Annotated in this window: 24 protein-coding genes; 5 read left to right on the top strand and 19 right to left on the bottom strand. The window is 65.0% G+C overall.

Features of this window, described 5'->3' with window-relative positions:
• Window positions 1-69: 69 nt before the first annotated feature.
• From AC1MDG_RS05855 to AC1MDG_RS05775, 17 genes are all read right to left on the bottom strand, one after another.
• Window positions 70-792 (bottom strand): FtsB family cell division protein, encoded by a 723-nt coding sequence (locus tag AC1MDG_RS05855; protein ID WP_479808083.1) that lies wholly within the window; start codon window positions 790-792, stop codon window positions 70-72.
• A gap of 84 nt (window positions 793-876) precedes the next feature.
• The gene (gene eno, locus AC1MDG_RS05850; protein ID WP_479808081.1) at window positions 877-2,157 is read right to left on the bottom strand and encodes a phosphopyruvate hydratase; all 1,281 of its coding nucleotides are present in this window, start codon (window positions 2,155-2,157) and stop codon (window positions 877-879) included.
• 121 nt (window positions 2,158-2,278) lie between these two features.
• Window positions 2,279-2,914, bottom strand: a complete 636-nt coding sequence (locus AC1MDG_RS05845; protein ID WP_479809027.1) for a MazG nucleotide pyrophosphohydrolase domain-containing protein — start codon at window positions 2,912-2,914, stop codon at window positions 2,279-2,281.
• A 67-nt stretch (window positions 2,915-2,981) separates the two neighbouring features.
• The gene (locus tag AC1MDG_RS05840) at window positions 2,982-4,127 is read right to left on the bottom strand and encodes an adenosine deaminase (protein ID WP_479808079.1); all 1,146 of its coding nucleotides are present in this window, start codon (window positions 4,125-4,127) and stop codon (window positions 2,982-2,984) included.
• Between the two features lie 69 nt (window positions 4,128-4,196).
• Window positions 4,197-4,952, bottom strand: coding sequence for a DedA family protein (locus AC1MDG_RS05835; protein WP_479808077.1), 756 nt, complete (start codon window positions 4,950-4,952; stop codon window positions 4,197-4,199).
• 142 nt (window positions 4,953-5,094) lie between these two features.
• Window positions 5,095-5,727 (bottom strand): DedA family protein, encoded by a 633-nt coding sequence (locus AC1MDG_RS05830; protein WP_479808075.1) that lies wholly within the window; start codon window positions 5,725-5,727, stop codon window positions 5,095-5,097.
• A 100-nt stretch (window positions 5,728-5,827) separates the two neighbouring features.
• A complete protein-coding gene (locus AC1MDG_RS05825; protein WP_479808073.1) occupies window positions 5,828-7,150 on the bottom strand; it encodes a thymidine phosphorylase in 1,323 nt (440 codons plus the stop codon).
• A complete protein-coding gene (locus AC1MDG_RS05820) occupies window positions 7,147-7,551 on the bottom strand; it encodes a cytidine deaminase (RefSeq protein ID WP_043430441.1) in 405 nt (134 codons plus the stop codon). The genes AC1MDG_RS05825 and AC1MDG_RS05820 overlap by 4 nt, the downstream gene beginning before the upstream one ends.
• A gap of 38 nt (window positions 7,552-7,589) precedes the next feature.
• Entirely contained in the window at window positions 7,590-8,933 is a 1,344-nt protein-coding gene (locus AC1MDG_RS05815; protein ID WP_479808071.1) for an ABC transporter permease, read from the bottom strand.
• Window positions 8,930-10,393, bottom strand: coding sequence for an ABC transporter permease (locus AC1MDG_RS05810; protein ID WP_479808069.1), 1,464 nt, complete (start codon window positions 10,391-10,393; stop codon window positions 8,930-8,932). Before AC1MDG_RS05810 ends, AC1MDG_RS05815 begins: the two co-directional genes overlap by 4 nt.
• Window positions 10,386-12,017, bottom strand: coding sequence for an ABC transporter ATP-binding protein (locus AC1MDG_RS05805; RefSeq protein ID WP_479808067.1), 1,632 nt, complete (start codon window positions 12,015-12,017; stop codon window positions 10,386-10,388). The genes AC1MDG_RS05810 and AC1MDG_RS05805 overlap by 8 nt, the downstream gene beginning before the upstream one ends.
• 186 nt (window positions 12,018-12,203) lie before the next feature.
• Entirely contained in the window at window positions 12,204-13,313 is a 1,110-nt protein-coding gene (locus tag AC1MDG_RS05800; protein ID WP_479808065.1) for a BMP family lipoprotein, read from the bottom strand.
• Window positions 13,314-13,554: 241 nt separating this feature from the next.
• Entirely contained in the window at window positions 13,555-14,580 is a 1,026-nt protein-coding gene (locus AC1MDG_RS05795; RefSeq protein ID WP_479808063.1) for an NADP-dependent oxidoreductase, read from the bottom strand.
• Window positions 14,577-15,008, bottom strand: a complete 432-nt coding sequence (locus tag AC1MDG_RS05790) for an organic hydroperoxide resistance protein (RefSeq protein ID WP_479808061.1) — start codon at window positions 15,006-15,008, stop codon at window positions 14,577-14,579. The genes AC1MDG_RS05795 and AC1MDG_RS05790 overlap by 4 nt, the downstream gene beginning before the upstream one ends.
• A gap of 74 nt (window positions 15,009-15,082) precedes the next feature.
• Window positions 15,083-15,517: a MarR family winged helix-turn-helix transcriptional regulator gene (locus tag AC1MDG_RS05785; protein WP_043479409.1), complete on the bottom strand. Its 435-nt coding sequence runs from the start codon at window positions 15,515-15,517 to the stop codon at window positions 15,083-15,085.
• A 195-nt stretch (window positions 15,518-15,712) separates the two neighbouring features.
• Window positions 15,713-16,912 carry an amidohydrolase gene (locus tag AC1MDG_RS05780; protein WP_043479326.1) on the bottom strand — a complete coding sequence of 400 codons (1,200 nt, stop codon included), beginning with the start codon at window positions 16,910-16,912 and terminating at the stop codon, window positions 15,713-15,715.
• Window positions 16,913-17,063: 151 nt separating this feature from the next.
• Complete coding sequence (locus AC1MDG_RS05775; protein ID WP_043479324.1) at window positions 17,064-18,197, bottom strand: mannose-1-phosphate guanylyltransferase; 1,134 nt, start codon at window positions 18,195-18,197, stop codon at window positions 17,064-17,066.
• Window positions 18,198-18,500: 303 nt separating this feature from the next.
• Here AC1MDG_RS05775 and sdhC point away from each other — a divergent pair, with 303 nt between their 5' ends.
• From sdhC to AC1MDG_RS05750, 5 genes are all read left to right on the top strand, one after another.
• Window positions 18,501-18,836, top strand: coding sequence for a succinate dehydrogenase, cytochrome b556 subunit (gene sdhC, locus AC1MDG_RS05770; RefSeq protein ID WP_043430438.1), 336 nt, complete (start codon window positions 18,501-18,503; stop codon window positions 18,834-18,836).
• A gap of 3 nt (window positions 18,837-18,839) precedes the next feature.
• Window positions 18,840-19,334, top strand: coding sequence for a succinate dehydrogenase hydrophobic membrane anchor subunit (locus AC1MDG_RS05765; protein WP_479808058.1), 495 nt, complete (start codon window positions 18,840-18,842; stop codon window positions 19,332-19,334).
• Window positions 19,335-19,454: 120 nt separating this feature from the next.
• Window positions 19,455-21,254: a succinate dehydrogenase flavoprotein subunit gene (gene sdhA, locus AC1MDG_RS05760; RefSeq protein ID WP_479808056.1), complete on the top strand. Its 1,800-nt coding sequence runs from the start codon at window positions 19,455-19,457 to the stop codon at window positions 21,252-21,254.
• Window position 21,255: 1 nt separating this feature from the next.
• Complete coding sequence (locus AC1MDG_RS05755) at window positions 21,256-22,038, top strand: succinate dehydrogenase iron-sulfur subunit (protein ID WP_043479321.1); 783 nt, start codon at window positions 21,256-21,258, stop codon at window positions 22,036-22,038.
• Window positions 22,039-22,143: 105 nt separating this feature from the next.
• Window positions 22,144-22,914: an alpha/beta hydrolase family protein gene (locus AC1MDG_RS05750; RefSeq protein ID WP_043479320.1), complete on the top strand. Its 771-nt coding sequence runs from the start codon at window positions 22,144-22,146 to the stop codon at window positions 22,912-22,914.
• Here the strand turns inward: AC1MDG_RS05750 and AC1MDG_RS05745 are convergent.
• Both AC1MDG_RS05745 and AC1MDG_RS05740 read right to left on the bottom strand, forming a co-directional pair.
• Window positions 22,871-24,040, bottom strand: coding sequence for a YihY/virulence factor BrkB family protein (locus AC1MDG_RS05745; protein ID WP_479808053.1), 1,170 nt, complete (start codon window positions 24,038-24,040; stop codon window positions 22,871-22,873). The two genes, AC1MDG_RS05750 and AC1MDG_RS05745, sit on opposite strands and share 44 nt — an antisense overlap.
• Entirely contained in the window at window positions 23,970-24,581 is a 612-nt protein-coding gene (locus AC1MDG_RS05740; RefSeq protein ID WP_479809026.1) for a 2'-5' RNA ligase family protein, read from the bottom strand. Before AC1MDG_RS05740 ends, AC1MDG_RS05745 begins: the two co-directional genes overlap by 71 nt.
• Window positions 24,582-24,647 lie beyond the last annotated feature (66 nt).

Genomic DNA, 24,647 nt, shown 5'->3' with positions numbered 1-24,647 from the left:
TCCACTGGCGCGGCCGCCTTCCTGCCCTTTAAGGCTGACCCGTGGGAAAGCCGGCGGAGGGCACCGCCTCTAGTCTGTTGCCGAGCGCCTGATGGACTCCCAAAGCGAGTCCACCCATGGCAGGTTGGCCGGGTCCTCTGCTGTTCCTGTACCGGCCTGGCCACTGGCGGTCCCGGCCGGCAGATCGCTGCCAAACACCCAGTAGCCGGTTTCTCCCGGCATAACCATGTTAATGCGGTCGCGGGCCTGCTGCTTCACATAGTTCGGGTCCTGCCAGCGGGAGACCTGGAGTTTCAGGCCCTCCTGCTCCGCTTTCCGCGCTGCGATATCGGCCTCCAGCGCGGCGATTTCGGCCTTTTTGTCGATAAAGATCTTGACGGTGGGTGCCAGCATGATGGTGATGGCAATCATGACGACGGCCAGGGCAAGCATCCGGCCGGAAAAAGCCTTTGCAGGTACCGGATCCTGGCGATCGGCCCCGCCCTTCGCCGCAGCACCGGCGGGCTTCGCCGCGGCTTGGCCGCCAGCCGGCCGGCCGGCGGCCTGCCTGCCTGCGGCAACCCCGGCCTTCACGGAAGCCCCCAGCCGTTCGGCAGTGGTCGTGGCTTTTCCGGGTACAGCGGGCCCGCGCTTCACGCTTCCGGCCGCTGCGGGCGTTTTGGTTTCACCGTCAGCGGGAACGTGCCGCGTTGCTCCGAAATCCGCGCGGATGACTTCAGCGCCGTCGTCGGAATCCTTGGACTGACGCACCGCGGGCGTAGCCCGGGGAACCTTGGGACGTCGGGTGGCCATGTCACTCCTTCAAAAACTGACCAAAAACAGAACCGGTGGCCATGGTCTTCAACCATAGCCACCGGTCAGCTGTTTCTGTGGATGCTAGCCCTTGAAACGCGGGAAGGCGCTGCGTCCGGCGTAGCGTGCGGCGTCGTCGAGTTCCTCTTCGATGCGCAGCAGCTGGTTGTACTTTGCGACGCGCTCGGAACGGGCGGGGGCACCGGTCTTGATCTGGCCCGCGTTGGTGGCAACGGCGATGTCAGCAATGGTGGTGTCCTCGGTTTCGCCGGAGCGGTGCGAGGTGATGGTGGTGTAGCCGGCACGCTGGGCCAGGGACACGGCGTCCAGGGTCTCGGTCAGCGAACCGATCTGGTTCACCTTGACCAGCAGGGAGTTGGCCGTGGCGGTGTCGATGCCGCGCTGCAGGATGGACGGGTTGGTGACGAAGAGGTCGTCGCCAACGAGCTGGACCTTGTCACCGATGGCGTCGGTGAGGGTCTTCCAGCCTTCCCAGTCGTTTTCGTCCAGCGGATCCTCAATGGAAACCAGCGGGTAGTCGGCCACGAGCTCGGCGTAGTAGGCGCTCATCTCGGTGGCGGTGAGGGCCTTGCCCTCGAACTGGTAGGCGCCGTCCTTGAAGAACTCGGAGGAGGCAACGTCCAGTGCCAGCGCGATGTCCTTGCCCGGGGTGTAGCCGGCGTTCTTGATGGCTTCCTGGATCAGGTCCAGTGCCGCACGGTTGGACGGCAGGTTGGGCGCGAAGCCGCCTTCGTCGCCCAGGCCCGTGGAGAGGCCCTTGGCCTGCAGGACGGACTTGAGGTTGTGGTAGACCTCAACGCCCCAGCGGAGGCCCTCGGAGAAGGTCTCGGCGCCGATCGGGGCGATCATGAATTCCTGGATGTCCACGTCGGAGTCGGCGTGCGAGCCGCCGTTGAGGATGTTCATCAGCGGAACAGGCAGGACGTGTGCGTTGGGGCCGCCGAGGTACTTGTACAGCGGCAGGTCAGCGGATGCCGCTGCGGCGTTGGCCACAGCCAGGGAGACACCCAGGATGGCATTGGCGCCGAGCTTCGACTTGTTGGGCGTGCCGTCCAGGTCAATCATGGCCTGGTCGATGCTGCGCTGGTCCGTTGCGTCGAAGCCGGTCAGGGCCGGTGCGATCTGGTCGATGACGGCGTCGACGGCCTTCTGGACGCCCTTGCCAAGGTAGCGTCCCTTGTCTCCATCACGGAGTTCAACGGCCTCGTGTTCGCCGGTGGAGGCGCCGGAGGGGACTGCCGCGCGGCCGATCTGGCCATCGGAAAGCAGAACTTCAACTTCTACGGTCGGGTTGCCACGGGAATCGAGGATCTCGCGGGCGTGAATGGCATCGATAAGCGCCATGAATATGCTCCTTATGGTGAAGCGATTTACTGGGAAACTAGCGGAAAGACTCGACGTCCTCGTCAGGGACTAGCGTAGTCGAGAGTGGTGCACGTTACGGAAACCTATCCGGCACCGGACGTCATGATCCCGTCCGGGGCAGGTCAGGGTGAGTAGGGCGGTGGCTGTCCTGGTACCGCCTGACTGCCCCGCGGAGGGCGCGTTCGGCGTCGAAACCGCTGGTGCGGGCGGCGGCGACGAGCTCGAAGAGGAGATCGCCGAACTGCTGTTCGGAGTCCATGGTTTCGACAAGCCCAACCACCGGGCGGACTTCCTCAACCACCGGTGGTTGAGCCCGTCGAAACCCCGCCCTTGCCGCCCGGTCCAGGGACTTTTGGGCCCGGGCGAGGGCCGGAAGATCCCGCGGAATTCCGTCGAAGGGATCACCGCGTTCCGGTTTCTCGGCCCGCTTGATGGAGTCCCATTTCCGGACGATCTCGTCCACGCTGGCCGGGAAGGTGTCCTGCAGCGAGCCGTCCGGGCGGAACACGTGCGGGTTCCGGCGGATCATTTTCGCCGTGAGGCCGCGGACGACGTCGTCGAACCCGAAACTCCCGCGTTCCTCTGCGAGGCGGGCGTGCAACACCACCTGGAGCAGGACATCGCCCAGCTCCCCGCAGAGCTCCGCTTCATCAGCGCCGGTTTCGATTGTTTCGGCCACCTCAAAGGCCTCCTCGAGGAGGTACTCCACCAGCGACTCGTGCGTCAGCGCCCCCATCCAGGGGCAGTGCTCCCGGAGGGCGGCTATGACGCCCACCAGGGAGGCAACCGGAACTGAAGCGTCCTTAGGCAAGGTTGGCGTAGGTGTCGTTGATGTACTCAACGAGTGCTTCCTTTTCCTCCAGCGGCAGGAAGGCGGCTTCGGCGGCGTTGAGCGTCAGCTCCAGGATGTCGTCGAGGTCGTAGTCGAAGGTCTCCACGAGCAGTTCGAACTCGTCGGTGAGGGTCACGCCGCTCATCAGCCGGTTGTCCGTGTTGATCGTGACGTTGAAGCCGAGCTGGTACAGCATGTCCAGCGGGTGGCTTTCGATGCCTTCGCCGAAGCCGGCGATGGCGCCGGTCTGCAGGTTGGAGGACGGGCAGATTTCCAGGGCGATCCCGCGGTCGCGGACCCAGCTGGAGAGCTCGCCGAGGGTTACCATGCCGATGTTCTCGTCGGCTTCCTCCGCGGAGTCCTCGTCGTCGAAGTCGACGGTGATGTCCTCGGCGATCCGCACGCCGTGGCCCAGCCGCAAGGCACGGCCGTCGACGAGGGCGGACTGGATGCTTTCCAGGCCCGCAGCTTCGCCGGCGTGGACGGTGGCCGGAAAGTTGTGCTGGGCGAGGTAGGTGAAGGCATCGCGGAATCGGGACGGCAGGAACCCGTCCTCGGCCCCGGCGATGTCAAAGCCCACGGCGCCGTTGTTACGGTGGCGGACTGCCAGTTCGGCAATTTCCTGGCCCCGGTCAGCGTGGCGCATGGCCGTGATGAGCTGGCCCACCTGGATCTCCCTGCCGGTTTCGGCCACGGCGTCCACGCCGGCGTCAAGCCCTTCCTGGATGGCCTCGACCACTTCGTCCAGCGTCAGGCCCTTCTGCAGGTGCTGCTCCGGTGCCCAGCGGACTTCGCCGTACACCACGCCGTCGTCGGCAAGGTCTTCCACGAATTCCTTGGCCACCCGGAAGAGACCTTCTTTGGTCTGCATCACGGCAATGGTGTGGTCGAAGGTTTCAAGGTAGCGGACCAGGGAGCCGGAGTCTGCGGATTCGCGGAACCACTCCCCCAGCGCCACGGGATCGGTGGAGGGCAGCGTGTGCCCCACTGCTTCCGCCAGTTCGATGATGGTGGCCGGGCGCAGGCCGCCGTCCAGGTGGTCGTGCAGGGATACCTTGGGGAGGCTCTTGAGGTCGAAGTCGATGGCAGGGGCAGCGTCAAGAATAGGCTCAGTCACGTTCCAACCTTAGGGTCGGACTGCGTCCGGCGCCACCCGGAAAGCCACGGCTCTGGCCGCGGTCCGGGATTAGCGGCCCGTTTCCACTTCCGCCACGGCGGGAAGGGCCAGCGGAGCGGGCTCGACGACGGCCTCCCGCTCGGCACGCGCGTCCTGCTCCGGCGAGGTCTCCCTGGCGGCATCGCTGCCTGCAGTCCTGCCGGTGCCAGCATCATCGTGGCGGCCCAGGCGCTTATGCCACCAGCGCAGCAGGTGGTCGATGATGATGCCGAGGATGATGGCGAACACGACCGCAATGCCGGCTCCGAGCAGCGGGTTGTCATGCAGCAGGGGGAAGGAGCTTGCCAGCAGCCCGATCCCGATCGAGTAACCCACCCACGTGAAACAGGCAAGGGCATCCAGGACGAAGAACCTGCGGTGCGGGAATGCGGTGGTGCCGGCAACGTAGTTGACCGCCACACGGCCCCAGGGGATGTACCGGGCCGTGAAGATCAGGACGGCGCCGCGCTTCTCCAGCTCATAGTGGGCCCAGGCGAAGACCTTCTGCACCTTGGGTTTGCGCATCCAGCGCCAGCGTTCAAGCCCGATCTTCCGTCCGAGCATGTAGGCCATGTTGTCGCCGGCGATGGCGCCGACCAGGGCTGTGGCGCCAAGGATCCAGAGGTTGGGTTCACCGCTTTGGCGGGAAAACGCTGCAAGCGCCACGATGAGTGTTTCGCTGGGGACAACCATCGCAAAGCCGTCCACAAAGAAGAACACCAGCAGGATCGGATAGATCCACCATTGACCTGCGGCATGGAGCACTGCCTCATTGATAAATTCCACGCGGGGCCCTGCTCCTATGAAGTGACGGAAATCGCTATTTAGTGTCCCATGTCAGCGGCATGATCCGCTACGCTACGGCCGGGAAAAACTGACCCCGCAGCCGTCTGTTTCCAGTGCGGCCGGGCGCGGGGCACACAGCGGGTCAGGGTCCCGGGGCGGCCTCCCCCGCCGGTTCTTCGGGCAGGCGGCCACGGAGGCGGCTGATCAGGATGTCCACGATGATGCCCAGAAGGATGGCGCAGGCGATCGCGATGGCGGCACCCAGCAGGTGGTTGTCTTCGAACCACTGCCCGAAAAACAGGCCGATAGCTACTGAATACGAGGACCACAGCGCTGCCGACAATACGGTCAGCCCCACGAAACGCAGGTGCGGGAAATGGGTGGCGCCGGCCGTGAGGTTGACGGCCACCCGGCCAATCGGAACAAACCGGGCCACGAGTACCAGGGAAGCCGGCCTTTTGCGGAGCTCCCTGCCTGCCCAGTGGAAGGCGGTCTGCATTCGCGGTCCGCGCATCCACCGCCACCGGCGGGTGCCCACCTTCCGTCCGATCAGGTAGGCGATGTTGTCTCCGCCGAATGCCCCCAGGGCGGCCATAAGCATGAGCAGCCAGGGATTGGGAACATCTGCGGTCGCTGCCACGGCCGCCAGGCCAACTACCACCGACTCGCTGGGGATCGGCGGAAAGAACCCGTCAATCACGCAGCAGGCCAGCACCAGGACGAGCACCCAGGGCTGCCCCGCCGCCGCGAGAATGAAGTCGTTGATAGCCTGCACAGTTTCCTAACGGCCGGGACCACCCGATTTCTCCCCCGCCGGTCCGCGGGCGGCCGGTGGAGCCGCCGCGGAGGGAACCGGGCCGGGGAGAATCACGGGATCAGGCGATGCGGTCGATGATAAGCTGCTGCGCGGGCCGGGAGCCTTCCGGCGCAACCACCACGGCCCCTTCGAGTGCTTCCTTGGCGCGGCCGAATTTCTCCGGGGTGTCCGTCAGCAGCGTCATCAGCGGCTCGCCGGCCCGGATCATGGCGCCCGGCTTGGCGTGCAGCCGGACGCCTGCACCCGCCTGGACCTGGTCCTCCTTGCGCGCCCGGCCGGCACCCAGCCGCCAGGCGGCCACACCCACGGCCAGGGCGTCCAGCTCCACGAGGACACCGTCAGCCGGCGCGTACACAACCTCGGATTCCCTGGCAACGGGCAGCTTGGCCCGGGGATCCCCTCCCTGCGCCTCGATCATGCGGTTCCACACGTCCATGGCCCTGCCGTCCTTCAGAGCAGCGCGCGGATCTGCGTCGTGCACGCCTGCGCAGGCCAGCATCTCCTCCGCCAGCCGGACCGTCAGTTCGACGACGTCTTCCGGACCGCCGCCGGCCAGCACCTCCACGGATTCCTCCACCTCGATGGCGTTTCCCGCAGTCAGTCCCAGGGGCGTGTTCATGTTCGTCAGGAGGGCAACAGTGTTCACCCCGGCGTCCTTGCCCAGTGCCACCATGGTCTCGGCGAGCTCCCTGGCACGGGCTTCGTCCTTCATGAAGGCGCCGCTTCCCACCTTGACGTCGAGGACCAGCGAGCCGGTGCCCTCGGCAATTTTCTTGCTCATGATGGAGGACGCGATGAGCGGGATTGCTTCCACTGTTCCCGTGACGTCACGCAGGGCATAGAGCTTTTTGTCCGCGGGCGCCAGTCCGGCACCAGCAGCGCAGATCACTGCGCCGACGTCCTGCAGCTGGGCCATCATTTCGTCGTTGCTCAGCGCTGCGCGCCACCCCGGGATCGATTCGAGCTTGTCCAGGGTGCCGCCGGTGTGGCCCAGGCCGCGTCCGGAGAGCTGCGGAACAGCCACGCCGAATACAGCAACGAGCGGTGCCAGCGGCAGCGTGATCTTGTCTCCCACTCCGCCGGTGGAGTGCTTGTCCGACGTCGGCTTCGCGCTGCCGTCGGCACGCCTCAGTCCGGAGAAGTCCATCCGTTCGCCGGATGCGATCATCGCGGCGGTCCAGCGTGAGATTTCCGCGCGGTCCATGCCGTTGAGGAGGATGGCCATGTTCAGGGCGGCCATCTGCTCGTCGGCGATCGCACCGCGGGTGTAGGCGTCGATGGTCCAGTCGATCTGGGCCGGGCTCAGCACGCCCTTGTCCCGCTTGATGCGGATGATGTCGACGGCGTCGAACGCTTCGGTGTTGCTTGGGGTTTGTGTCACCGGGGTTCCTCCAGGTGTTGGGGACCAAAGGCATCGGGTAGCACCTGGTCCATTGTCTTAATTCCCTGTGCGGTCATGAGTTCCATGTCCGGCGCCCGGAATTCGTACAGCAGCTGCCGGCAGCGCCCGCACGGCATCAGGATGTTGCCTGCGGCATCCACGCAATAGAAGGCGCGCAGCAGGCCGCCTCCGGTCATGTGCAGGTTGCCCACCAGTGTGCATTCGGCGCACAGCGTCAGGCCGTAACTGGCGTTTTCGACGTTGCAGCCGCTCACCATCCGGCCGTCCGCGGTGAGGGCCGCTGCCCCCACCGCGAACTTCGAATACGGTGCATATGCGTTCTTCATGGCGTCAACGGCGGCCGCTTCGAGTGCTGCCCAGTCGACATCGCTGCCTTCCATGGCGGTGCCCGCGCGGGTCGAATCCTCGTCCACCGCCGTCAACCCTTGACGTACGGTATGCCGTCAGCCGCCGGCGGCCTGGAGCGGCCCACCAGTCCAGCCACGGCGAGCACCGTCACCAGGTAGGGCAGCATGGCCATGAACTGGCTGGGAACCGGCGTGCCGATGATAGTCACGATGCTCTGCAGGTTGTCCGCGAAGCCGAACAGCAGGGCCGCGAAGAAGGCCCCGATCGGGTTCCACCGGCCGAAGATCAGCGCGGCCAGGGCGATGAAGCCGCGTCCGCCCGAGATCTCCTTGGTGAAACTGTCGATGGCCACCAGGGTAAAGAAGGAACCGCCGATGCCTGCAACCGCTCCGCCGAGGGTGACGTTCCAGAAGCGCGTGGCGTTGACCTTGATGCCCATGGTGTCGGCGGCCTGCGGATGTTCCCCGACGGCCCGGACGCGAAGGCCCCATTTGGTCTTGAAGAGGCCGACCCACACCACGGCGACCGCGATGTACATCAGGTAACCCACTACGGACTGCTTGAAGAGGATGGGGCCGATCACCGGGATGCTGGACAGCACGGGGATGTCGATGATGGGCAGCCGTCCCGGCGAGTTGAACTGTGCCTTGTTGGCCTGCATCACGGTGCTGAACAGGAAGCCTGTCAGGCCCGAAACCAGGACGTTGAGGACCACGCCCACGATGATCTGGTTGACCAGGTATTTGATGCTGAAGACCGCCAGGACCATGGAGACGACGGCGCCGGCAACGGCCGCCGCCAGCAGCCCGATGAAGGGGCTCTTGGTCAAGGTGGCCACCATCGCGGCCGTAAACGCACCGCCCAGCAGCTGGCCCTCAATCGCGATATTGACGACGCCCGCGCGTTCGCAGAGCACACCGGAAAGGGAACCGAAAACCAGCGGGACCGCGAGCGTCACGGAACCGGCAATGAGCCCGGCCAGCGAGATGCTCGGCGTGCGGGCGCCGCCCACCACCCAGATCAGGAACGCTGCCACGAAGAGCACGATGAAGACGATGGGCAGCCAGCCGGGAGAGGCTTCGTTACGGGTTTTGAGATACACCGCGTAGGCGGCGAGTCCCAGCATCAGGACCGACAGGACGATTCCGCCCAGGAAAGCTGGAACTTCGATGGCCGGAAGCTGGAAGAAGTCGCCGCTCGACGAAATCCCGAACTTGGCCGTCTGGTTGGGTCCCATGACGCCGAAGAAAATGAACGCCACGACGCCGAGGACGGCGAGCAGTATCGGCACCTTCCACGTCACGGGCTTTGCCGAGACCGCAGGAACGCTGTCCGCGGCCGGCCGCGTTGTTCCGGGCTCCGGCTTTCCCTGCTCCGGCTTTCCCGGAACGGGCGATGTTGCTGTTGTGCTCATGCTGCACCTCCGGTGGTGGCTGCCTTCTGGGACTTGCCGGCCGGTACGGCCTTCTTCTTGCGCGGGTTAAGCCCGAAGACGGCCCGCACCAGCGGCGGTGCCGCGATGAACAGCACGATCAGCGACTGGACCACGAGCACAATGTCGATCGGGGTTCCGGTCTGGATCTGCATCTGCACCGCGCCGGCGCGGAAGGCGCCGAACAGCAGTCCGGCCGCGAAGGTGCCCCACGGCGTCGAACGTCCCAGGAGTGCAACGGTGATGGCGTCGAAACCGTAAGTGGCGGCGACGCCGTCGGTCAGGACCTTTTCGGTTCCCGCCACCTGCGCCACGCCGGACATCCCGGCCAGGGCACCGGCGATCGCCATGACCAGGACCGTGGCCCGGGGCACGTTGATGCCCGCGGTCAGGGCCGCCTTGGGGTTGGCACCGACCGCGCGGAATTCAAAGCCCACGGTGGAGCGGTTAAGCAGCCACCAGACGAGAACGGTGGCGGCGATGGCCAGGACAAAGCCCAGGTGGAGCCGGTACTGGGTCCCGAAAATCTGCGGGTACACAGCGGTGGGATCCAGGATCGGCGAGATGGGGTTGGACTCCCCCGGCCGCTGGAACGCCGGCGTGTTCAGCAGGTAGCGCAGGAAGTACAGGGCGATGTAGTTGAACATGATGGTCAGGATGACCTCGTGGGCCCCGGTGCGGGCCTTCAGCAGGCCCACCAGCCCGCCCCAGAGCGCGCCGCCCACGATGCCGGCAACGAGTACCAGCAGCAGGTGCAGTCCCAGCGGCAGGTGCAGGGCGAAGCCGGCCCAGGCGGCGAGGATGCCGGCCATGATGATCTGGCCCTGGGCACCGATGTTGAACAGGCCGGCGCGGAAAGCCAGCGCGACGCCGAGGCCGGCCGTGATCAGCGGAGTGGCGATGGTGAGGGTCTCCATGAGCGGAGCAAACTGCACTGCAACGCTGGAACCGCGGGGGTTGAACACGGACCCTTGGAACAGCGCGACGTACGATCGCGTCGCGGCGGTCCAAACCGCCGAGAGGAAGTCCGAGGGGCGGGCAAAGAGATAGCTTGCCGTGGCCCCCACCTGCTTGTCCGTGCTGGCAATCAGCAATCCACCGAGGATCAGGGCCAGCAGGACCGCCAGCACCGACACCATGCCGCTGCCGGTGAAGATCCGCCGGACCAGCGTGTCCGCCCCACCCGGAACGGTGCCGCTCTGGGCCGAGACGGGAACAGCCGAAGGCTGCATCACCCCGCCGGCTGTGTCCAGCGCGGCCGCGGCTGCGGCTGCTTCGGCAGGCGCCTGGGGCTCGGAGCTTCGGGGTTCGGAGCTTTGGGGTTCGGCATTTCGGGGATCGGGACTTTGGGGTTCGGAGCTTTGGGGTTCGGGCGCCCGGGTTTCCCGGCTGTCCGCCGCGTTTTCGTCAGCCATGTGCTTGGGCTTGTCCTGTTCAGTCATGGTCGCCTCCTTCGGCACCGGAGGTGGACGTCTGGACGGGTGTGTACCCGCTGGTCGCGCCTGCGTCCGCGTGGGCCGCGTCCGCGTGGGCTACGGCCGCCTGGGCGGCATCCGCGTGGGCGCTTTCCGGGGACAGGCCCGCCATCATCAGGCCCAGGACGTCGCGTCCGGTGCCGGAAGGGACGATGCCCACCAGCTTGCCCTTGTAGAGCACTGCGATCCGGTCCGCGAGCTCGATGACTTCGTCGAGTTCCGTGGACACAATCATCACCGGTGTGCCGTTATCGCGCTCCGCCACAATCCGCTTGTGCAGGAACTCGATGGAACCCACATCCACGCCGCGGGTGGGCTGGGAGGCGATGAAAAGGCGCAGCGGCCGGGACAGCTCGCGGGCCATTACCACTTTCTGCTGGTTTCCGCCGGAGAGGGTTCCTGCGGCCAGTGACCCGGACGGTGTCCGGACATCAAACTCGTCGATCCTGGACGTGGCATTTTCCAGGATCCGGGCAGGGCTCATGCTGATGCCCTTGGCGAACGGCGGCTGGTCGTAGCGGTCCAGGACCAGGTTCTCCGCGATGGAGAACGTACCGATGAGGCCGTCAACACTCCGGTCTTCCGGGACAAAGCCGACGCCGGCCCGGAGTACTTCCTTGACGCTGCGGCCCAGGAGCTCCTCGCCGTCCAGAAGGATCGATCCATGGCAGCGTTCCTGCAGGCCAAGGATGGCTTCCGTGAGTTCCGTCTGGCCGTTGCCCTGGACACCTGCCACTGCCAGGATTTCGCCGCGGGCGATGTCGAAGCTGATGCCGTCCACCACATGCTGGCCCGTCGGTGCGATCACGGTGAGGTCCTTGACCTGGAACGTGGTTTCCTGCGGCTTGGCGGGGGCTTTGTCCAGGGTGAGGTTGACGGCGCGGCCCACCATCATGGACGCAAGTTCGGTGGTCGAAGCACCCGGGTCCGCGGTGCCCACCACCTTGCCGCGCCGGATGACCGTGATCGTGTCGGACACGGCCTTTACTTCGCGGAGCTTGTGCGAGATGAACACGATCGACGTACCGTGGCTCTTCAGCTGGCGCATGATGTCCAGGAGCTCGTCGGTGTCCTGCGGTGTCAGCACGGCGGTGGGCTCGTCGAGGATGAGCACCTTCGCATCGCGGACCAGGGCCTTGATGATTTCCACGCGCTGCTGGACGCCCACGGGGAGGTCCTCGATCAGGGCGTCGGGGTCGACGTCGAAACCGTACTTGTCGGAGATCTCCTTGATCTTGCGCCGGGTGTCATCCAGGTTCAGGAAACCGCCGGCCTTGGTGGTTTCAGCGCCCAGGGCCACGTTCTCCGCAACAGTGAACACCGGAACCAGCATGAAGTGCTGGTGCACCATGCCGATGCCTGCAGCCATCGCGTCGCCCGGGCCGCGGAAGGTGACGGCCTTGCCGTCCACCAGGATTTCGCCCTCACTTGGCTCGTACAGGCCGTACAGGACATTCATCAGCGTGGACTTGCCAGCGCCGTTTTCACCAAGCAAACAATGAATTTGCCCGGGTTCAACAACCACATCGATGTGATCGTTGGCAATAAGGGAGCCGAAGCGTTTGGTGATCCCTCTGAGTTCAAGTTTCAAAACTCTGACCAATCTCGAAGCGTCCGGAAAATGTGCCCGGACGGGATATGTGGCTGCAGCACCAGCCTAGTGCCTGCAGCCTTTGGCGGAGCGGGCGGCGCCCCTTGGGAAAAGCCCACGCCCAACGAAAAGCGCCACCGCCCGGAAGTCAATGACCAACCGGGTGGTGGCGCTTTGCGGAGGGTTCTAGGCCTTCGGGCTCGCCGCAGACTCGACCTTCAGCTTTCCGTCAATGATGTCCTTCTTGATCTGCTCAAGTTCCGTCTTCAGTTCCGCGGGAACCTGGGAGTCTAGATCGTGGAACGGAGCCAGCTGCACGCCGTCGTTCGCGAGGGTGCCGACGTACGGCGTGTTGGTGAACTTGCCGTCCTTGTCTTCCTTCACGACGGTCTCCACTGCTTCGCCCATCTGCTTCATGACGGAGGAAAGCATGATGTCCTTGTAGTCAGGAGCGGTGAGGAAGCCGTCGGAGTCAACCCAGATGAGCTTGACGTCCTTGCCTGCGGCCTTGGCTTCCTTGAGCGCCGCGCCTGCACCCTTGCCGACGGGGCCGGCAACGGGCATCACGATGTCTGCGCCCTGGTCCAGGAAGTTCTGGGTCAGCTGCTTGCCCTTGTCCTGCTTTTCGAAGTCGCCGGTGAAGCTGCCGTCCTGCTTCGCCTTGTCCCAGCCAAGGATCTTGACGTCCTTGCCCTTCTGCTCGTTGTAGTACTTCACACCGTCGGCGTAGCCGTCCATGAAGATGGTGACCGTGGGGATCTTGATGCCGCCGAAGGTTGCCACGGTTCCGGTCTTGGTGGAGCCGGCTGCCAGGTAGCCGGCCAGGAAGGCAGCCTGGGCGGTGTCGTAGATGATCGGCTTGACGTTGGTGATGGGGGTGTCGTAGCCGAAGTCGATGATGGCGAAGTGCTTGTCCGGGTTCGCGGTGGCCTGGGCCTTGGTGGCGTCGCCGAGGAGGAAGCCGACGGTGACGGTCAGGTTGCAGCCGGCGGTGACCATGGCGCGCAGGTTCGGCTCGAAGTCGTTGTTGGTCTTGGACTCGACCTGGTTGACCTTGATGCCGAGGTCCTTCTCCGTCTTCTTCAGGCCTTCGTAGGAGGACTGGTTGAACGACTGGTCGTCGAATCCACCCGAGTCGGACACGATGCAGCCCGTGTAGTCGCTCGCGGTGGCGCTGGCCGTGCTGCCGGCTTCCGGGGCAGCGCCACAGCCGGTCAGCAGGAGTGCTGCCGCCCCGACGGTGGCAACACCGGTCATTGAACCGCGCTTGAGGGTTGCACGCAGTGAGTTCTTCAATTTTCCTCCAGGAACAAAGAGATAGGCGCTACGACGGGAGTTCAATGAGTGTCCGTTTCGAATGCTCCACACTGAAATTCTGTTTTCACTGATGGTTTCGCAGCACTGCGCCGAGGCGCACTGATGACAGCTACTGTAGTGGCCTGGAACACGTCCCGGCACCACGCCGCCACCGAAGCCCGGAGATTGTTGAGAACTTGTTACCTACCGGTAGCCGCCACCGCAAGTCGCGTCCATTTCCCTAGATTCGGACCAGCATCTTCCCGGTGTTGGCGCCGTCGAGGAGGTCCATAAACGCCTGCGGAGCGTTCTCCAGGCCGTCCACAACAGTTTCGTCGTAGCGCACGGTGCCATCAGCGACCCAGGCGGACACAGTCCCGACGAACTCCTGCATGTGCTGCCAGTAGCCGCCGACCAGGAAACCTTTGAGGGTCAGCTGCTTGCCAATGGCCAGCATGAGGTTCCGGGGAGCGGGAGTCGGTTCGGTCGAGTTGTACTGCGCAATGGCACCGCACATGGCCACGCGGCCGCCCACCGTGAGCGCAGACAGGGCCGCTTCAAGGTGTTCGCCGCCCACGTTGTCAAAGTACACGTCGATCCCGCGCTCCCCTGCTGCCGTTGCGAGCTGCGCGGCCACCGGGCCGTCGTTGTAGTTGAACGCGGCGTCGAAGCCCAGCTCCAGCAGTCGCGCCACCTTTTCCGGCGACCCCGCACTGCCAATGACCCGGGACGCACCCATCGCCTTGGCGATCTGCCCCACGAGCGAACCGACGGCACCCGCGGCTCCGGAAACGAAAACCACCTCTCCGGGCTTGAACTCAGCAACCTTCAGGAGGCCTGCGTACGCGGTCAGGCCAGTCATGCCCAGCGCACCGAGGAACGCCGACGCCGGTGCCAGGTCGGTGCGGGCCAGGGATGTGGCGGCGGCATCAAGCACCGCGTATTCGCGCCAGCCGAGGGAATGCACGACGACGTCCCCCACCTTGCGTTCCTCCGACCGGGACGCGATCACCTCACCGACGGCGCCGCCGTCGAGCGCTGCATCCAGCGCAAAGGGCGCTGAGTACGACTTGACGTCGTTCATGCGGCCGCGCATGTAGGGATCGACGGAGATGAACTGGTTGCGGACCAGCACCTGGCCGTCCTGCAGTTCCGGGAGCTCCGACTCGGCCAAACGGAAGTTGTCGGGAACGGGCCGGCCGTGCGGGCGGGATGCCAGCTGGATCTCGCGGGTTGTACGGGGAAGGGTTGTGGTGTTGGCGCTCATGCGGCCACCTCCAGGATCTTGATGTCTACGTTGATGTTGCCGCGGGTGGCATTGGAATAAGGGCAGATCTGGTGCGCCTTGGCCACCAGCGCCTCCGCCGTTGCCAGGTCCAGGGCGGGCAGTGCGATTTCGAGTTCAGCGGCCAGGCCATAGCCCACACCGTCCTCGAGCGCGCCGAAGTGGATCCTGGCGGCCACGGCGGAGTCGGTGAGGTCGGCCTTTTCCTTGCGGCCCACCAGGCGCAGGGCTGAGTGGAAGCACGCTGCGTATCCGGCAGCGAACAGCTGTTCCGGGTTGGTGCCCTGTCCGTTGCCGCCCAGTTCCACCGGACTGGCCAGGGTGACGTCAAGCCGGCCGTCGTTGGTGCGGGCGTTCCCGTCCCGCCCTTCGCCCGAGGCGAGTGCTTCAGCTGTATAGAGAGTCTTCACGTGGTTCCGTTCTGTTGGAGAAAAAATTCAGCGGATGGAATATCCGGTGGATCCAAATCCGGCTGGCGGGTGGGCTAACGGGAGGAATGGAGGGCGGCCGTGAGCCTGCCCAGGGTCTCCCGGAGCTGGTCGAGCTCTGCCGCGGACAGGCCGGCGGCATTTGCGAGCTGCTGGGGAATGGCGACAGCCTTGGCGCTGAGCGCCGTGCCGGAGTCCGTCAGGGAAACTTCAACCCGCCGCTCATCCTCGGCAGAACGCCGACGCTCAACAAGCCCCAGCGATTCGAGCCTCTTCAGCAGCGGGGAGAGCGTGCCCGAATCCAGGCCCAGCTCCTCCCCCAGCTCGCGGACACTGCGCGGCTGGTCCTCCCAGAGCACCAGCATGACGAGGTACTGGGGGTAGGTCAGGCCCAGTTCGTCCAGCATCGGCCGGTATACGGCTGTCGCCGCCTTCGAAGCGGAGTACAGCGCAAAGCACACCTGGCGGTTGAGTCTGGGAGCATCGGTCATGAGAAAAACGATATCGCACAATTAGATTGTGCACAACCCATCTAGGCCGAAGAAGCGCGAAAGGACACATCCGGCCCCGCAGAAGCGCGAACGGACAGTTGAGGCCCCGGTCAGGGGGCCTAAACTGTTCGTTCGCGCTGGGGGGTGGGGCTTAAGTGTCCGTTCGCGCTGTGTCGCTGGTTGGCTGGCGGTGGGCTAGAGGTCGCGGATGGTGCGGAGCGCTGCCGCGGTCAGGACCTGGATCCCGTAGCCCAGGGCACGCTCGTCCAGGATGTAGTCGCCCCGGTGGAGGTCATACTCCTCGCCGCCGGGAGTCTTGGTGCCAAGCCGCATCATCGCGCCCGGCAGTTCGGCCAGGAACCAGGCGAAATCCTCCCCGCCCATGGACTGGGGCGTGAGGACCACCGCACTTTCGGCGATTTCGGCGCGTGCGGCTGCTTCAATAAGGGCCGTCTCATGTTCGGAGTTGACCACCGGAGGAACACCCCGGGTGTGCTCCAGCCGGACGTCCACGTTGTAGGGCGCAGCAACCTGGTGGACCACTTCGTCCAAAAGCTCGCCGGCGCTGTGCCAGGCGTCGCGGTCCAGGCAGCGCATGGTGCCCGCCATGTAGCCCGTGCCCGGAATGGCATTGGGTGCCGAGCCGGCCGAGATGTGCCCCCACACCACGGAGACGCCGCTTCGAACGTCCACCCGGCGGGACAGGACCGCCGGCACGTTGACGGCGATCTGCGCCAGCGCGAAAACAAGGTCCTCGGTGAGATGCGGCCGCGAGGTGTGGCCGCCGCGACCGGAAAGCTCAATCCTGATGGTGTCCGACGCCGAGGTGATGGCACCGATCCGGGTGCCGATCTTGCCCACTTCGATGCGCGGGTCGCAGTGCAGGGCAAGGATGCGCGGCACGCCTTCAAGCACGCCCTGCTCGATGCAGGAGTGCGCCCCGCCGGGCATGGTCTCCTCGGCAGGCTGGAAGATGATCCGTACCGTGCCGCCCAGCGGGGATTCCTGGTGCATGCGGTGCAGCACGAGGGCGATCCCCAGCATGGTGGTGGTGTGGACATCGTGGCCGCAGGCATGGGTGACGCCGTGGTTCTTGGACGCGAACGGCAGCCCGGTTTCCTCAATGATGGGGAGGGCGTCGATGTCGCCGCGGAGGGCGGTGGCAATGGGGCCCTCGCCGACGTCGACAGTTAGGCCTGTGCCTTCAAGCCGGCGCGGCTTGAGCCCGGCAGCTTCGAGCCGTTCCGCCAGCTTGTTCGTGGTCCGGAACTCCTTGAAGGACAGTTCAGGATGCGCATGGAGGTCACGGCGGAAATCGATCAGTTCCGGCAGCAGCGGCTCCAGCCACGGCCCCACGAGGGCGGTGGGCTCGGCTTCAGTAGTGTAATTGCGCACGAAACAACTCTAGCGAGGCCGCCCCGAATACCCGCATCAGCGTCGGACGTTACGTATCCGGGAGCCGGCTCCCAGCGCCTGGAACGGCTCAGTCCAGTCATCCCGGCGGCCGCCGGGATGACTGGACTGAGGAGGATTTGCCGGGTCCGGTTTAGAGGACGTCGGTGTCGCCGCTGGCCTTGAGGGCATCCACGGCGGCCTTGACCCGCTGGGAGTGGGCCATGGTGGTGACCAGCAAGGCATCCGGCGTGTCTACGATGACCACGTCCTTGATGCCGATCAGCGCGATGACGCGCTTGGTGTCCGTGACAACCACGCCGCTGGCGTTTTCGGTGAAGACGCGGGCGCCTTCACCGAGGACTGTCACATCGTCCACTTCCTTGGCGCTGTTGAGCCGGCCCACGGAAGCAAAGTCGCCGACGTCGTCCCAACGGAAAGTTCCCGGCACGACGGCGACGTCCCCGGCAGCGGCGGCAGGTTCCGCCACCGCGTAGTCGATGGCGATCTTCGGCAGCGTGGGCCAGACGCGGGCAGTGACCTCATCACGTTCCGGCGTGTCCCAGGCCTGCGCAATTTCCGTGAGCCCCTTGAAGAGCTCAGGCTGGTTTGCCTCGAGGTGCTTCAGCATCAGTGAAACCGGCGCAACGAACATGCCTGCGTTCCAGACGTACTCTCCGCTGTCCACGTACTGCTGGGCAACGTCCTCGCTGGGCTTTTCCACGAATTCCACCACGGCCTGCGCGCTCGGGGCGTTCGGAATCGACAGCTTCTGGCCGGCACGGATGTAGCCGAATCCGGTGGACGGGTGCGTAGGCTTGATGCCGATGGTGACGATCTTGCCGGCCGCGGCCGTATGGATGGCCTCGCGCACGGCATCCTGGAAGAGGTCGTCGGGGCTGATCACCTGGTCCGCGGCGAAGGAGCCCATGATGATGTCCGGATCCCGCTGGTACAGGATGGCGGCAGCGAGGCCGATGGCCGCGCCGGAGTCCTTGGGCTCGCTTTCCAGGACCAGGTCGGATTCCTGGATCTCCGGAAGCTGGCTGCACACGGCGTTCCGGTGGGCAACGCCGGTAACAACCAGCACGCCTTTTCCGGCAAGCGGCTCCAGTCGGTCGTAGGTAGCCCGCAGCAGCGTGCTGCCGGAGCCAGTGAGATCGTGAAGGAATTTAGGGGCTGCTGCACGTGACAGGGGCCAGAGGCGGGTCCCCACTCCGCCTGCAGGAATTACCGCAATAAAACGGTCCAGCGGTGAATTCCGGCTTGTCACTATGTCTGTAGTCATCACGGCCTACTTTAGCCGACCGCCGCCCCGACACCGGCAGATGCGGCTACCGCGACGCCGCCGCGACGGCCACAATGTGGCGTTCGTCTCAAAAATGCGCAAAAACCGCGCGGGGAGGCGTCACCAAGGAGTTCCTGAATTGAATAAGCTGTGAGCGAAGCCTAGATTTAGGCTTGAGCTTACGAGTGCTCTCGCAGCAGGCGTTCCCCCCGCGTGGATCCCATGCCAGCGCCGCTGTGTTGCAGGGAGGTTTATTCAGTGCCGACAAAACCAGCTGGCACCTTGTACCGCGGCCGTGAAGGCATGTGGTCCTGGGTTGGACACCGCATTACCGGTGTAGTGATTTTCTTCTTCTTGTTGGTCCATGTGCTGGACACCTCATTGGTGCGCGTGTCCCCCGAGGCGTACACCGCCGTGATCGGCGCCTACAAGAACCCCCTGATGGCCCTGGGTGAAACGGGCCTTGTCGCAGCGATTGTGTTCCACGCCTTCAACGGCCTGCGGATCATCGCCGTCGACTTCTGGAAGAAGGGCGCGAAGTACCAGCGCCAAATGCTGTGGACGGTCCTGGTTCTCTGGGTCATCGTCATGGTGGGCTTCTCCATCCGCCACCTTTCCCTCGCCTTCGGAGGTCACTAAGCCATGACTGCAACCATCCAGAGTCCCCGCAGCGGAAAAGACGGCGGAAAGCCGGGCGCAGGGCTGATTGCCCCCAAGTACCGCCGCAGCGGCGCGTCCAGGGGCAACTTCGAAATGGCTGCCTGGCTGTTCATGCGGCTTTCGGGCGTCGTCCTGGTGGTCCTGATCTTCGGGCACCTCTTCGTTAACCTCATGGTGGGCGAGGGCATCCACGCCATTGACTTCGGTTTCGTCGCCGGCAAGTGGGCCGATCCGTTCTGGCAGTTCTGGGACCTGGCCATGCTTTGGCTGGCCATGCTGCACGGCACCAACGGTGTCCGCACCATCATCAACGACTACGCCGAGAAGGATTCCACCCGCTTCTGGCTGAAGATCGTCCTCTACGCCGCAACGGCCGTCATCATCATCCTGGGCACACTGGTGATCTTCACCTTCAACCCGTGCCCGCTGGACGTCAACGGCGTACCGCTGCCGGGCGGCTTCTGCCCCGCAGCCTAACGGCACACTTCCTCCCAGGGGGGATCAGCCGTGCCCGCACTGAGCGTGCGGACGGTTTTACGGTGCAGGCTCCGCCCGCCCGTGGTTTTATAGCGAATTTTGAGAGAAAGAGCGTCTGGTATGCAGGTCCATAAGTACGACGTCGTCATCGTCGGTGCCGGTGGCGCTGGCATGCGCGCCGCGATCGAATCCGGTCAGCGCGCGCGCACAGCAGTACTGACCAAGCTCTACCCCACCCGCTCGCACACCGGTGCGGCGCAGGGTGGCATGTGTGCAGCACTGGCCAATGTCGAGGAAGACAACTGGGAGTGGCACACGTTCGACACCATTAAGGGCGGCGACTACCTGGTGGACCAGGACGCAGCCGAAGTCATGGCGAAGGAAGCCATCGACGCGGTGCTGGACCTGGAAAAGATGGGTCTGCCGTTCAACCGCACGCCGGAAGGACGGATTGACCAGCGCCGCTTCGGCGGCCACACCCGTGACCACGGCAAGGCCCCCGTCCGCCGTGCCTGCTACGCAGCAGACCGCACCGGCCACATGATCCTGCAGACGCTGTACCAAAACTGCGTCAAGCACAACGTGGAGTTCTACAACGAGTACTACGTCCTGGACCTCCTGACGGTTGAGGAAGACGCAGTCCGCGAGGACGGCACGCCGTACAAGCAGAAGCGGGTTGCCGGCGTCGTGTCCTACGACCTCGCATCCGGCGAACTGCACGTGTTCCAGGCCAAGTCCGTGGTGTTCGCCTCGGGCGGCGCCGGCAAGGTCTTCAAGACCACGTCCAACGCGCACACCCTGACCGGGGACGGCATGGGCATCGCGTTCCGCCGCGGCATTCCCCTGGAGGACATGGAATTCTTCCAGTTCCACCCGACCGGTCTTGCCGGCCTGGGGATCCTCCTGTCGGAAGCCGCGCGCGGCGAAGGCGCCATCCTCCGCAACTCCGAGGGTGAGCGCTTCATGGAGCGCTACGCCCCCACCATCAAGGACCTGGCACCCCGTGACATCGTGGCCCGTTCCATGGCCAACGAGGTCCGCGAGGGCCGCGGCTGTGGACCGAACAAGGACTACGTGCTCCTTGACCTGACCCACCTCGAGCCGGCGCACATCGACGCCAAGCTGCCGGACATCACCGAGTTTGCCCGCACCTACCTCGGTGTTGAGCCGTACACGGAGCCGGTTCCGGTGTTCCCGACGGCGCACTACGCCATGGGCGGCATCCCCACCAACATCACCACCGAAGTCCTGCAGGACAACGACACCGTGGTGCCGGGCCTCTACGCGGCCGGCGAAGTTGCCTGCGTTTCGGTCCACGGCTCCAACCGCCTGGGCACGAACTCGCTGCTGGACATCAACGTGTTCGGCAAGCGCGCCGGCATCGCCGCCGCGGAGTACGCCAAGACGGCCGAGTTCGTGGATCTCCCGGCGGACCCGGAGGCATACACCATCGAGCTGCTGGACATTGCCCGTAACGGCAACGGCGACGAGAAGGTGGCCGTGATCCGCAAGGAACTCCAGGACACCATGGACGCCAACATGCAGGTGTTCCGCACGGCTGACACGCTCAACCAGGTGCTGAGGGACATCGAGTCCTTCGAAGAGCGGTACAAGCGCATCAGCGTCCAGGACAAGGGCAAGCGCTTCAACCTTGACCTGCTCGAGGCCGTTGAACTGGGCTTCCTGCTGGAACTGGCCAAGGTCATGACGGTGGCAGCCCTGCACCGGGAGGAGTCCCGCGGCGGACACTTCCGCGAGGACTTCCCGGAACGTGACGACGAAAAATTCATGAAGCACTCCATGGCGTACAAGGACGACCACGCCCCGGCCGACGGCTCTGCAGAAGCAATTGCCGGCATCCGCCTGGCCACCAAACCGGTTGTCTTTACCCGCTACGAGCCGATGGTGAGGAAGTACTAAGATGTCCGCCGAACTTGCTGAGCCAGCCTCAAAGATCGAACTGCCCGCGCACATCGGAGGCGGCGGAGAGATCCCGACGTTCGACGTCACCCTGCGCGTGCGCCGTTACAACCCCGAGGTCTCCGACGAGTCCACCTGGGACGACTTCAAGGTCACCATGTACGGCACCGACCGCGTGCTGGATGCCCTGCACAAGGTCAAGTGGGAAATCGACGGCAGCGTCTCCTTCCGCCGTTCCTGCGCCCACGGCGTCTGCGGTTCCGATGCCATGCGCATCAACGGCCGCAACCGCCTCGCGTGCAAGACCCTGCTGAAGGACCTGGACACGACCAAGCCCATCACCGTGGAACCCATCAAGGGCCTGCCGGTGGAAAAGGACCTGATCGTGGACATGGAGCCGTTCTTCCAGTCCTTCCGCGAAGTCATGCCGTTCCTTATCAACAAGGGCCACGAGCCCACCAAGGAACGCCTGCAGTCCGCCGAGGACCGTGAGCGGTTCGACGACACCACCAAGTGCATCCTGTGCGCCGCGTGCACGTCCTCCTGCCCGGTCTTCTGGACCGACGGCCAGTACTTCGGCCCGGCAGCGATCGTCAACGCCCACCGCTTCATCTTCGATTCCCGTGATGACGCCGGCGACATGCGCCTGGAGATCCTCAACGACAAGGAAGGCGTGTGGCGCTGCCGCACCACCTTCAACTGCACCGAGGCATGCCCCCGCGGCATCCAGGTCACGCAGGCGATCGCTGAGGTCAAGCAGGCAATCCTCTCCCGCAAGATCTAGCACCCGCTAACCACGAAAACCACGACGACGGCGCCTCTCACCTTTCAGGTGGGGGCGCCGTCGTCGTTTTACGGCACTTTAGCGCCACCCAACGAAAGGGTCCCCATGTCCCGCTCCGAAAAAGTCAGTTTCGAAGGATCCACCGGCGAATTGCTCTCCGGCATCATCGACGTGCCGGAAGGCCCGGTGAAGGGCTGGGGTGTGTTCTCGCACGGGTTCACGCTGGGCAAGGACAGCCCGTCGGCGTCCCGGATGTGCAAGGCGCTGGCGGACAACGGAGTGGGGATGCTCCGCTTCGACAACCTGGGGCTGGGCGATTCCGGCGGGTACTGGTCCGAGGGCTCCTTCAGCCACAAGGTGGCGGACACCGTCAAGGCCGCGGAGTTCATGCGGGCCGACGGCAAGCCGGTCTCGCTGCTGGTGGGGCATTCGTTCGGCGGTGCGGCTGTCCTGGCGGCCGCCAAGGAGATTCCCGGGCTTGACGCCGTGGCCACCGTGGGAGCCCCGTTCTCGCCCAAGCACGTGGCCCATGTGTTTGACGCGGCCCTGGACCGGATCCTGAGTGAAGGCAGCGCGGAGGTGGACCTGGGCGGAAAGCGCGTGGAGATCCGGCGGCACTTCGTGGAGGACCTGGAAAATGCGGACCTGACCGATTGCATCAAGCAGCTGCACAAGCCCCTGATGGTGCTGCACTCCCCCACGGACAACACTGTGGGGATCGAGAACGCCAGCACCATCTTCCAGACGGCACGGCACCCGCGCAGCTTCGTCTCGCTGGAAGGCAGCGACCACCTGCTGACCGGTAAAGGCCAGGCCGCCCGGGCCGCGAAGATTATTTCCGCGTGGGCAGATCAGTACCTCGACGCCGGCCGGTAGCCGCAGGCCGAGCCCGCTCCACCGGCGTCTTTCCGGGCTGGACCTGGCGGGAACCCCATCCGGTTGCCTTCGGAGCAGGGGCATTCTTCAGGTCCTCATCCCTGACGACCGACCACGCCGCTGACAGCAGGTAGACCTGGCTGACCAGGTTAAACCAGATAAGCAGCCCGATGATGATCGCGAAAGGCGCGAGAATCGGGTTGCGTCCGGCGTTGGCAAGCAACTCCGTACTGAAGATCTGGAGCACAGTGGTTCCCACGGCCGACAGGATGGTTCCTTCAAGCAGTGCCCGCCGGGTAAGTTTCAGGCCCGCCGCCAGCCGGAACATGATCAGGGCGGTGACCCAGCCAAGGGCGAGTGGCACGCCCACTTTAATGGCGGTGGTCAGCGGCCAGGCCATCACCGGGTCCAGGTGCAGCTGCTCAGTGACCCAGCCGGCCGCGGTGCCGAAAATCAAGGAGGCGGCGGCGCTGAGCACCAGTGCCACGCCCAGCAGCAGCAAGGTACCCGCGTCCCGCAGTATCTGCAAGACCGGGTTGATCCCACGCGGGCCGAGCTGCATCATGCCACGCACGCCGTCGCGGATACCGCTGATCCAGCCCAAGGCGGTGAAAACCGTTACGGCGGCCGCAATCACGGCGGCCCAGCCAAGGCCGGAGGGATTCAGCAGCTCATAAGGATCAACCAGCCCCTCGCCGCCGTCGACCTTCATCAGTCCGGGCGCAGCCTTCGCCACGCTCCTGATGACCTGATCCAGCAGGGCCGGCTGTCCGCTGAGCACGAGGCCGGCCAGGGAGAGCCCGGTAGCCAGCAGACCCGTGACGGAGAAGAACATCCTGAAGCCGATACCGGCCGCCATGAGCGGACCGTGCTGCAGGTTGTAGTGCTGGAATGCACGCATGGGACGGAAGGCATTCAGCCGCGCAAGCAGCCACTGGAACATGGCCGGCAGCCCGGCCACGGCGCCGCTGCCCGACCTGCGCGCCTTGCTCCACTCGACCTTCTTCCGGCTCACTTCCAGCTTCAGCCGGGCGCGTTCCGTGGGAAGCGGAGGATTATCTCCGGCGTGCGCCGCCGGGGCTGCCAGTGCCGGACGTGCCTCGGGTGGGGTCAGTTTCGATGCCAAAGTCGAGTTCTTCCCGTAGCTGCCAAATGCCGTTGATGTCGTGCTCGTACAGCCCCATGCTAACCACAGGGAACGTGGCCCGGTAATCCTTCAGCACCGTTTCAGCCTCGTCCAGGCTCTCCGGCGCCACGTCATGGGCAATGGTCACATGCGGGTGGTAGGCAAACGGCAGTTCGCGTTCCAGCGGACCGGTCTGCAGCTGTTCGTGCAGGTTCACGCAGTGGCCGAAACCGTCTTCGACGTTCAGGAAAACCACCGGGGAAACGGGCCTGAACGATCCGGTACCGGCGATGGTGACGGTAAACGGCTGCTGCCTGCGCGCGACGTCTCGGACGTGGCTTCGGGTGGCCTCCCAATCCTTGGTGGGAGTGGTGGTGACCAGCGTGATGTGCGCGGGAATGACGCCGGCCATGGGGTCCCCGAACGATGCCCGCCAGCGCTGGAGTTCCTCGGCAATGTCCGGCGGGAAGCCCAGGATGACGCCGACGCTCATCTCGTCGGTAGTGGCCTGACGCTTACGTGGCGCTGTGCCCCGCATCATGGCAGCGTCATCATCGGCGGCAACGAATTTTCCCTCTCCGCGGTATGCAGGGGAGGTTTCGTTTGC

It is taken from the genome of Arthrobacter sp. AIWTK1 (assembly GCF_056680535.1).
This window is presented reverse-complemented; position numbering and strand designations above follow the sequence as displayed.

What these genes read in the sequence shown, in the direction of transcription:
- AC1MDG_RS05765 (WP_479808058.1), top strand. Translation starts at nt 18,840, where the DNA reads ATGACTGCAACCATCCAGAGTCCCCGCAGCGGAAAAGACGGCGGAAAG.
- AC1MDG_RS05815 (WP_479808071.1), bottom strand. Translation starts at nt 8,933, where the DNA reads ATGAGCACAACAGCAACATCGCCCGTTCCGGGAAAGCCGGAGCAGGGA.
- AC1MDG_RS05775 (WP_043479324.1), bottom strand. Translation starts at nt 18,197, where the DNA reads ATGACTACAGACATAGTGACAAGCCGGAATTCACCGCTGGACCGTTTT.
- sdhA (WP_479808056.1), top strand. Translation starts at nt 19,455, where the DNA reads ATGCAGGTCCATAAGTACGACGTCGTCATCGTCGGTGCCGGTGGCGCT.
- AC1MDG_RS05845 (WP_479809027.1), bottom strand. Translation starts at nt 2,914, where the DNA reads ATGGGGGCGCTGACGCACGAGTCGCTGGTGGAGTACCTCCTCGAGGAG.
- AC1MDG_RS05785 (WP_043479409.1), bottom strand. Translation starts at nt 15,517, where the DNA reads ATGACCGATGCTCCCAGACTCAACCGCCAGGTGTGCTTTGCGCTGTAC.
- sdhC (WP_043430438.1), top strand. Translation starts at nt 18,501, where the DNA reads ATGTGGTCCTGGGTTGGACACCGCATTACCGGTGTAGTGATTTTCTTC.
- AC1MDG_RS05820 (WP_043430441.1), bottom strand. Translation starts at nt 7,551, where the DNA reads ATGGAAGGCAGCGATGTCGACTGGGCAGCACTCGAAGCGGCCGCCGTT.
- AC1MDG_RS05855 (WP_479808083.1), bottom strand. Translation starts at nt 792, where the DNA reads ATGGCCACCCGACGTCCCAAGGTTCCCCGGGCTACGCCCGCGGTGCGT.
- AC1MDG_RS05755 (WP_043479321.1), top strand. Translation starts at nt 21,256, where the DNA reads ATGTCCGCCGAACTTGCTGAGCCAGCCTCAAAGATCGAACTGCCCGCG.
- eno (WP_479808081.1), bottom strand. Translation starts at nt 2,157, where the DNA reads ATGGCGCTTATCGATGCCATTCACGCCCGCGAGATCCTCGATTCCCGT.
- AC1MDG_RS05795 (WP_479808063.1), bottom strand. Translation starts at nt 14,580, where the DNA reads ATGAGCGCCAACACCACAACCCTTCCCCGTACAACCCGCGAGATCCAG.
- AC1MDG_RS05740 (WP_479809026.1), bottom strand. Translation starts at nt 24,581, where the DNA reads ATGATGCGGGGCACAGCGCCACGTAAGCGTCAGGCCACTACCGACGAG.
- AC1MDG_RS05810 (WP_479808069.1), bottom strand. Translation starts at nt 10,393, where the DNA reads ATGACTGAACAGGACAAGCCCAAGCACATGGCTGACGAAAACGCGGCG.
- AC1MDG_RS05750 (WP_043479320.1), top strand. Translation starts at nt 22,144, where the DNA reads ATGTCCCGCTCCGAAAAAGTCAGTTTCGAAGGATCCACCGGCGAATTG.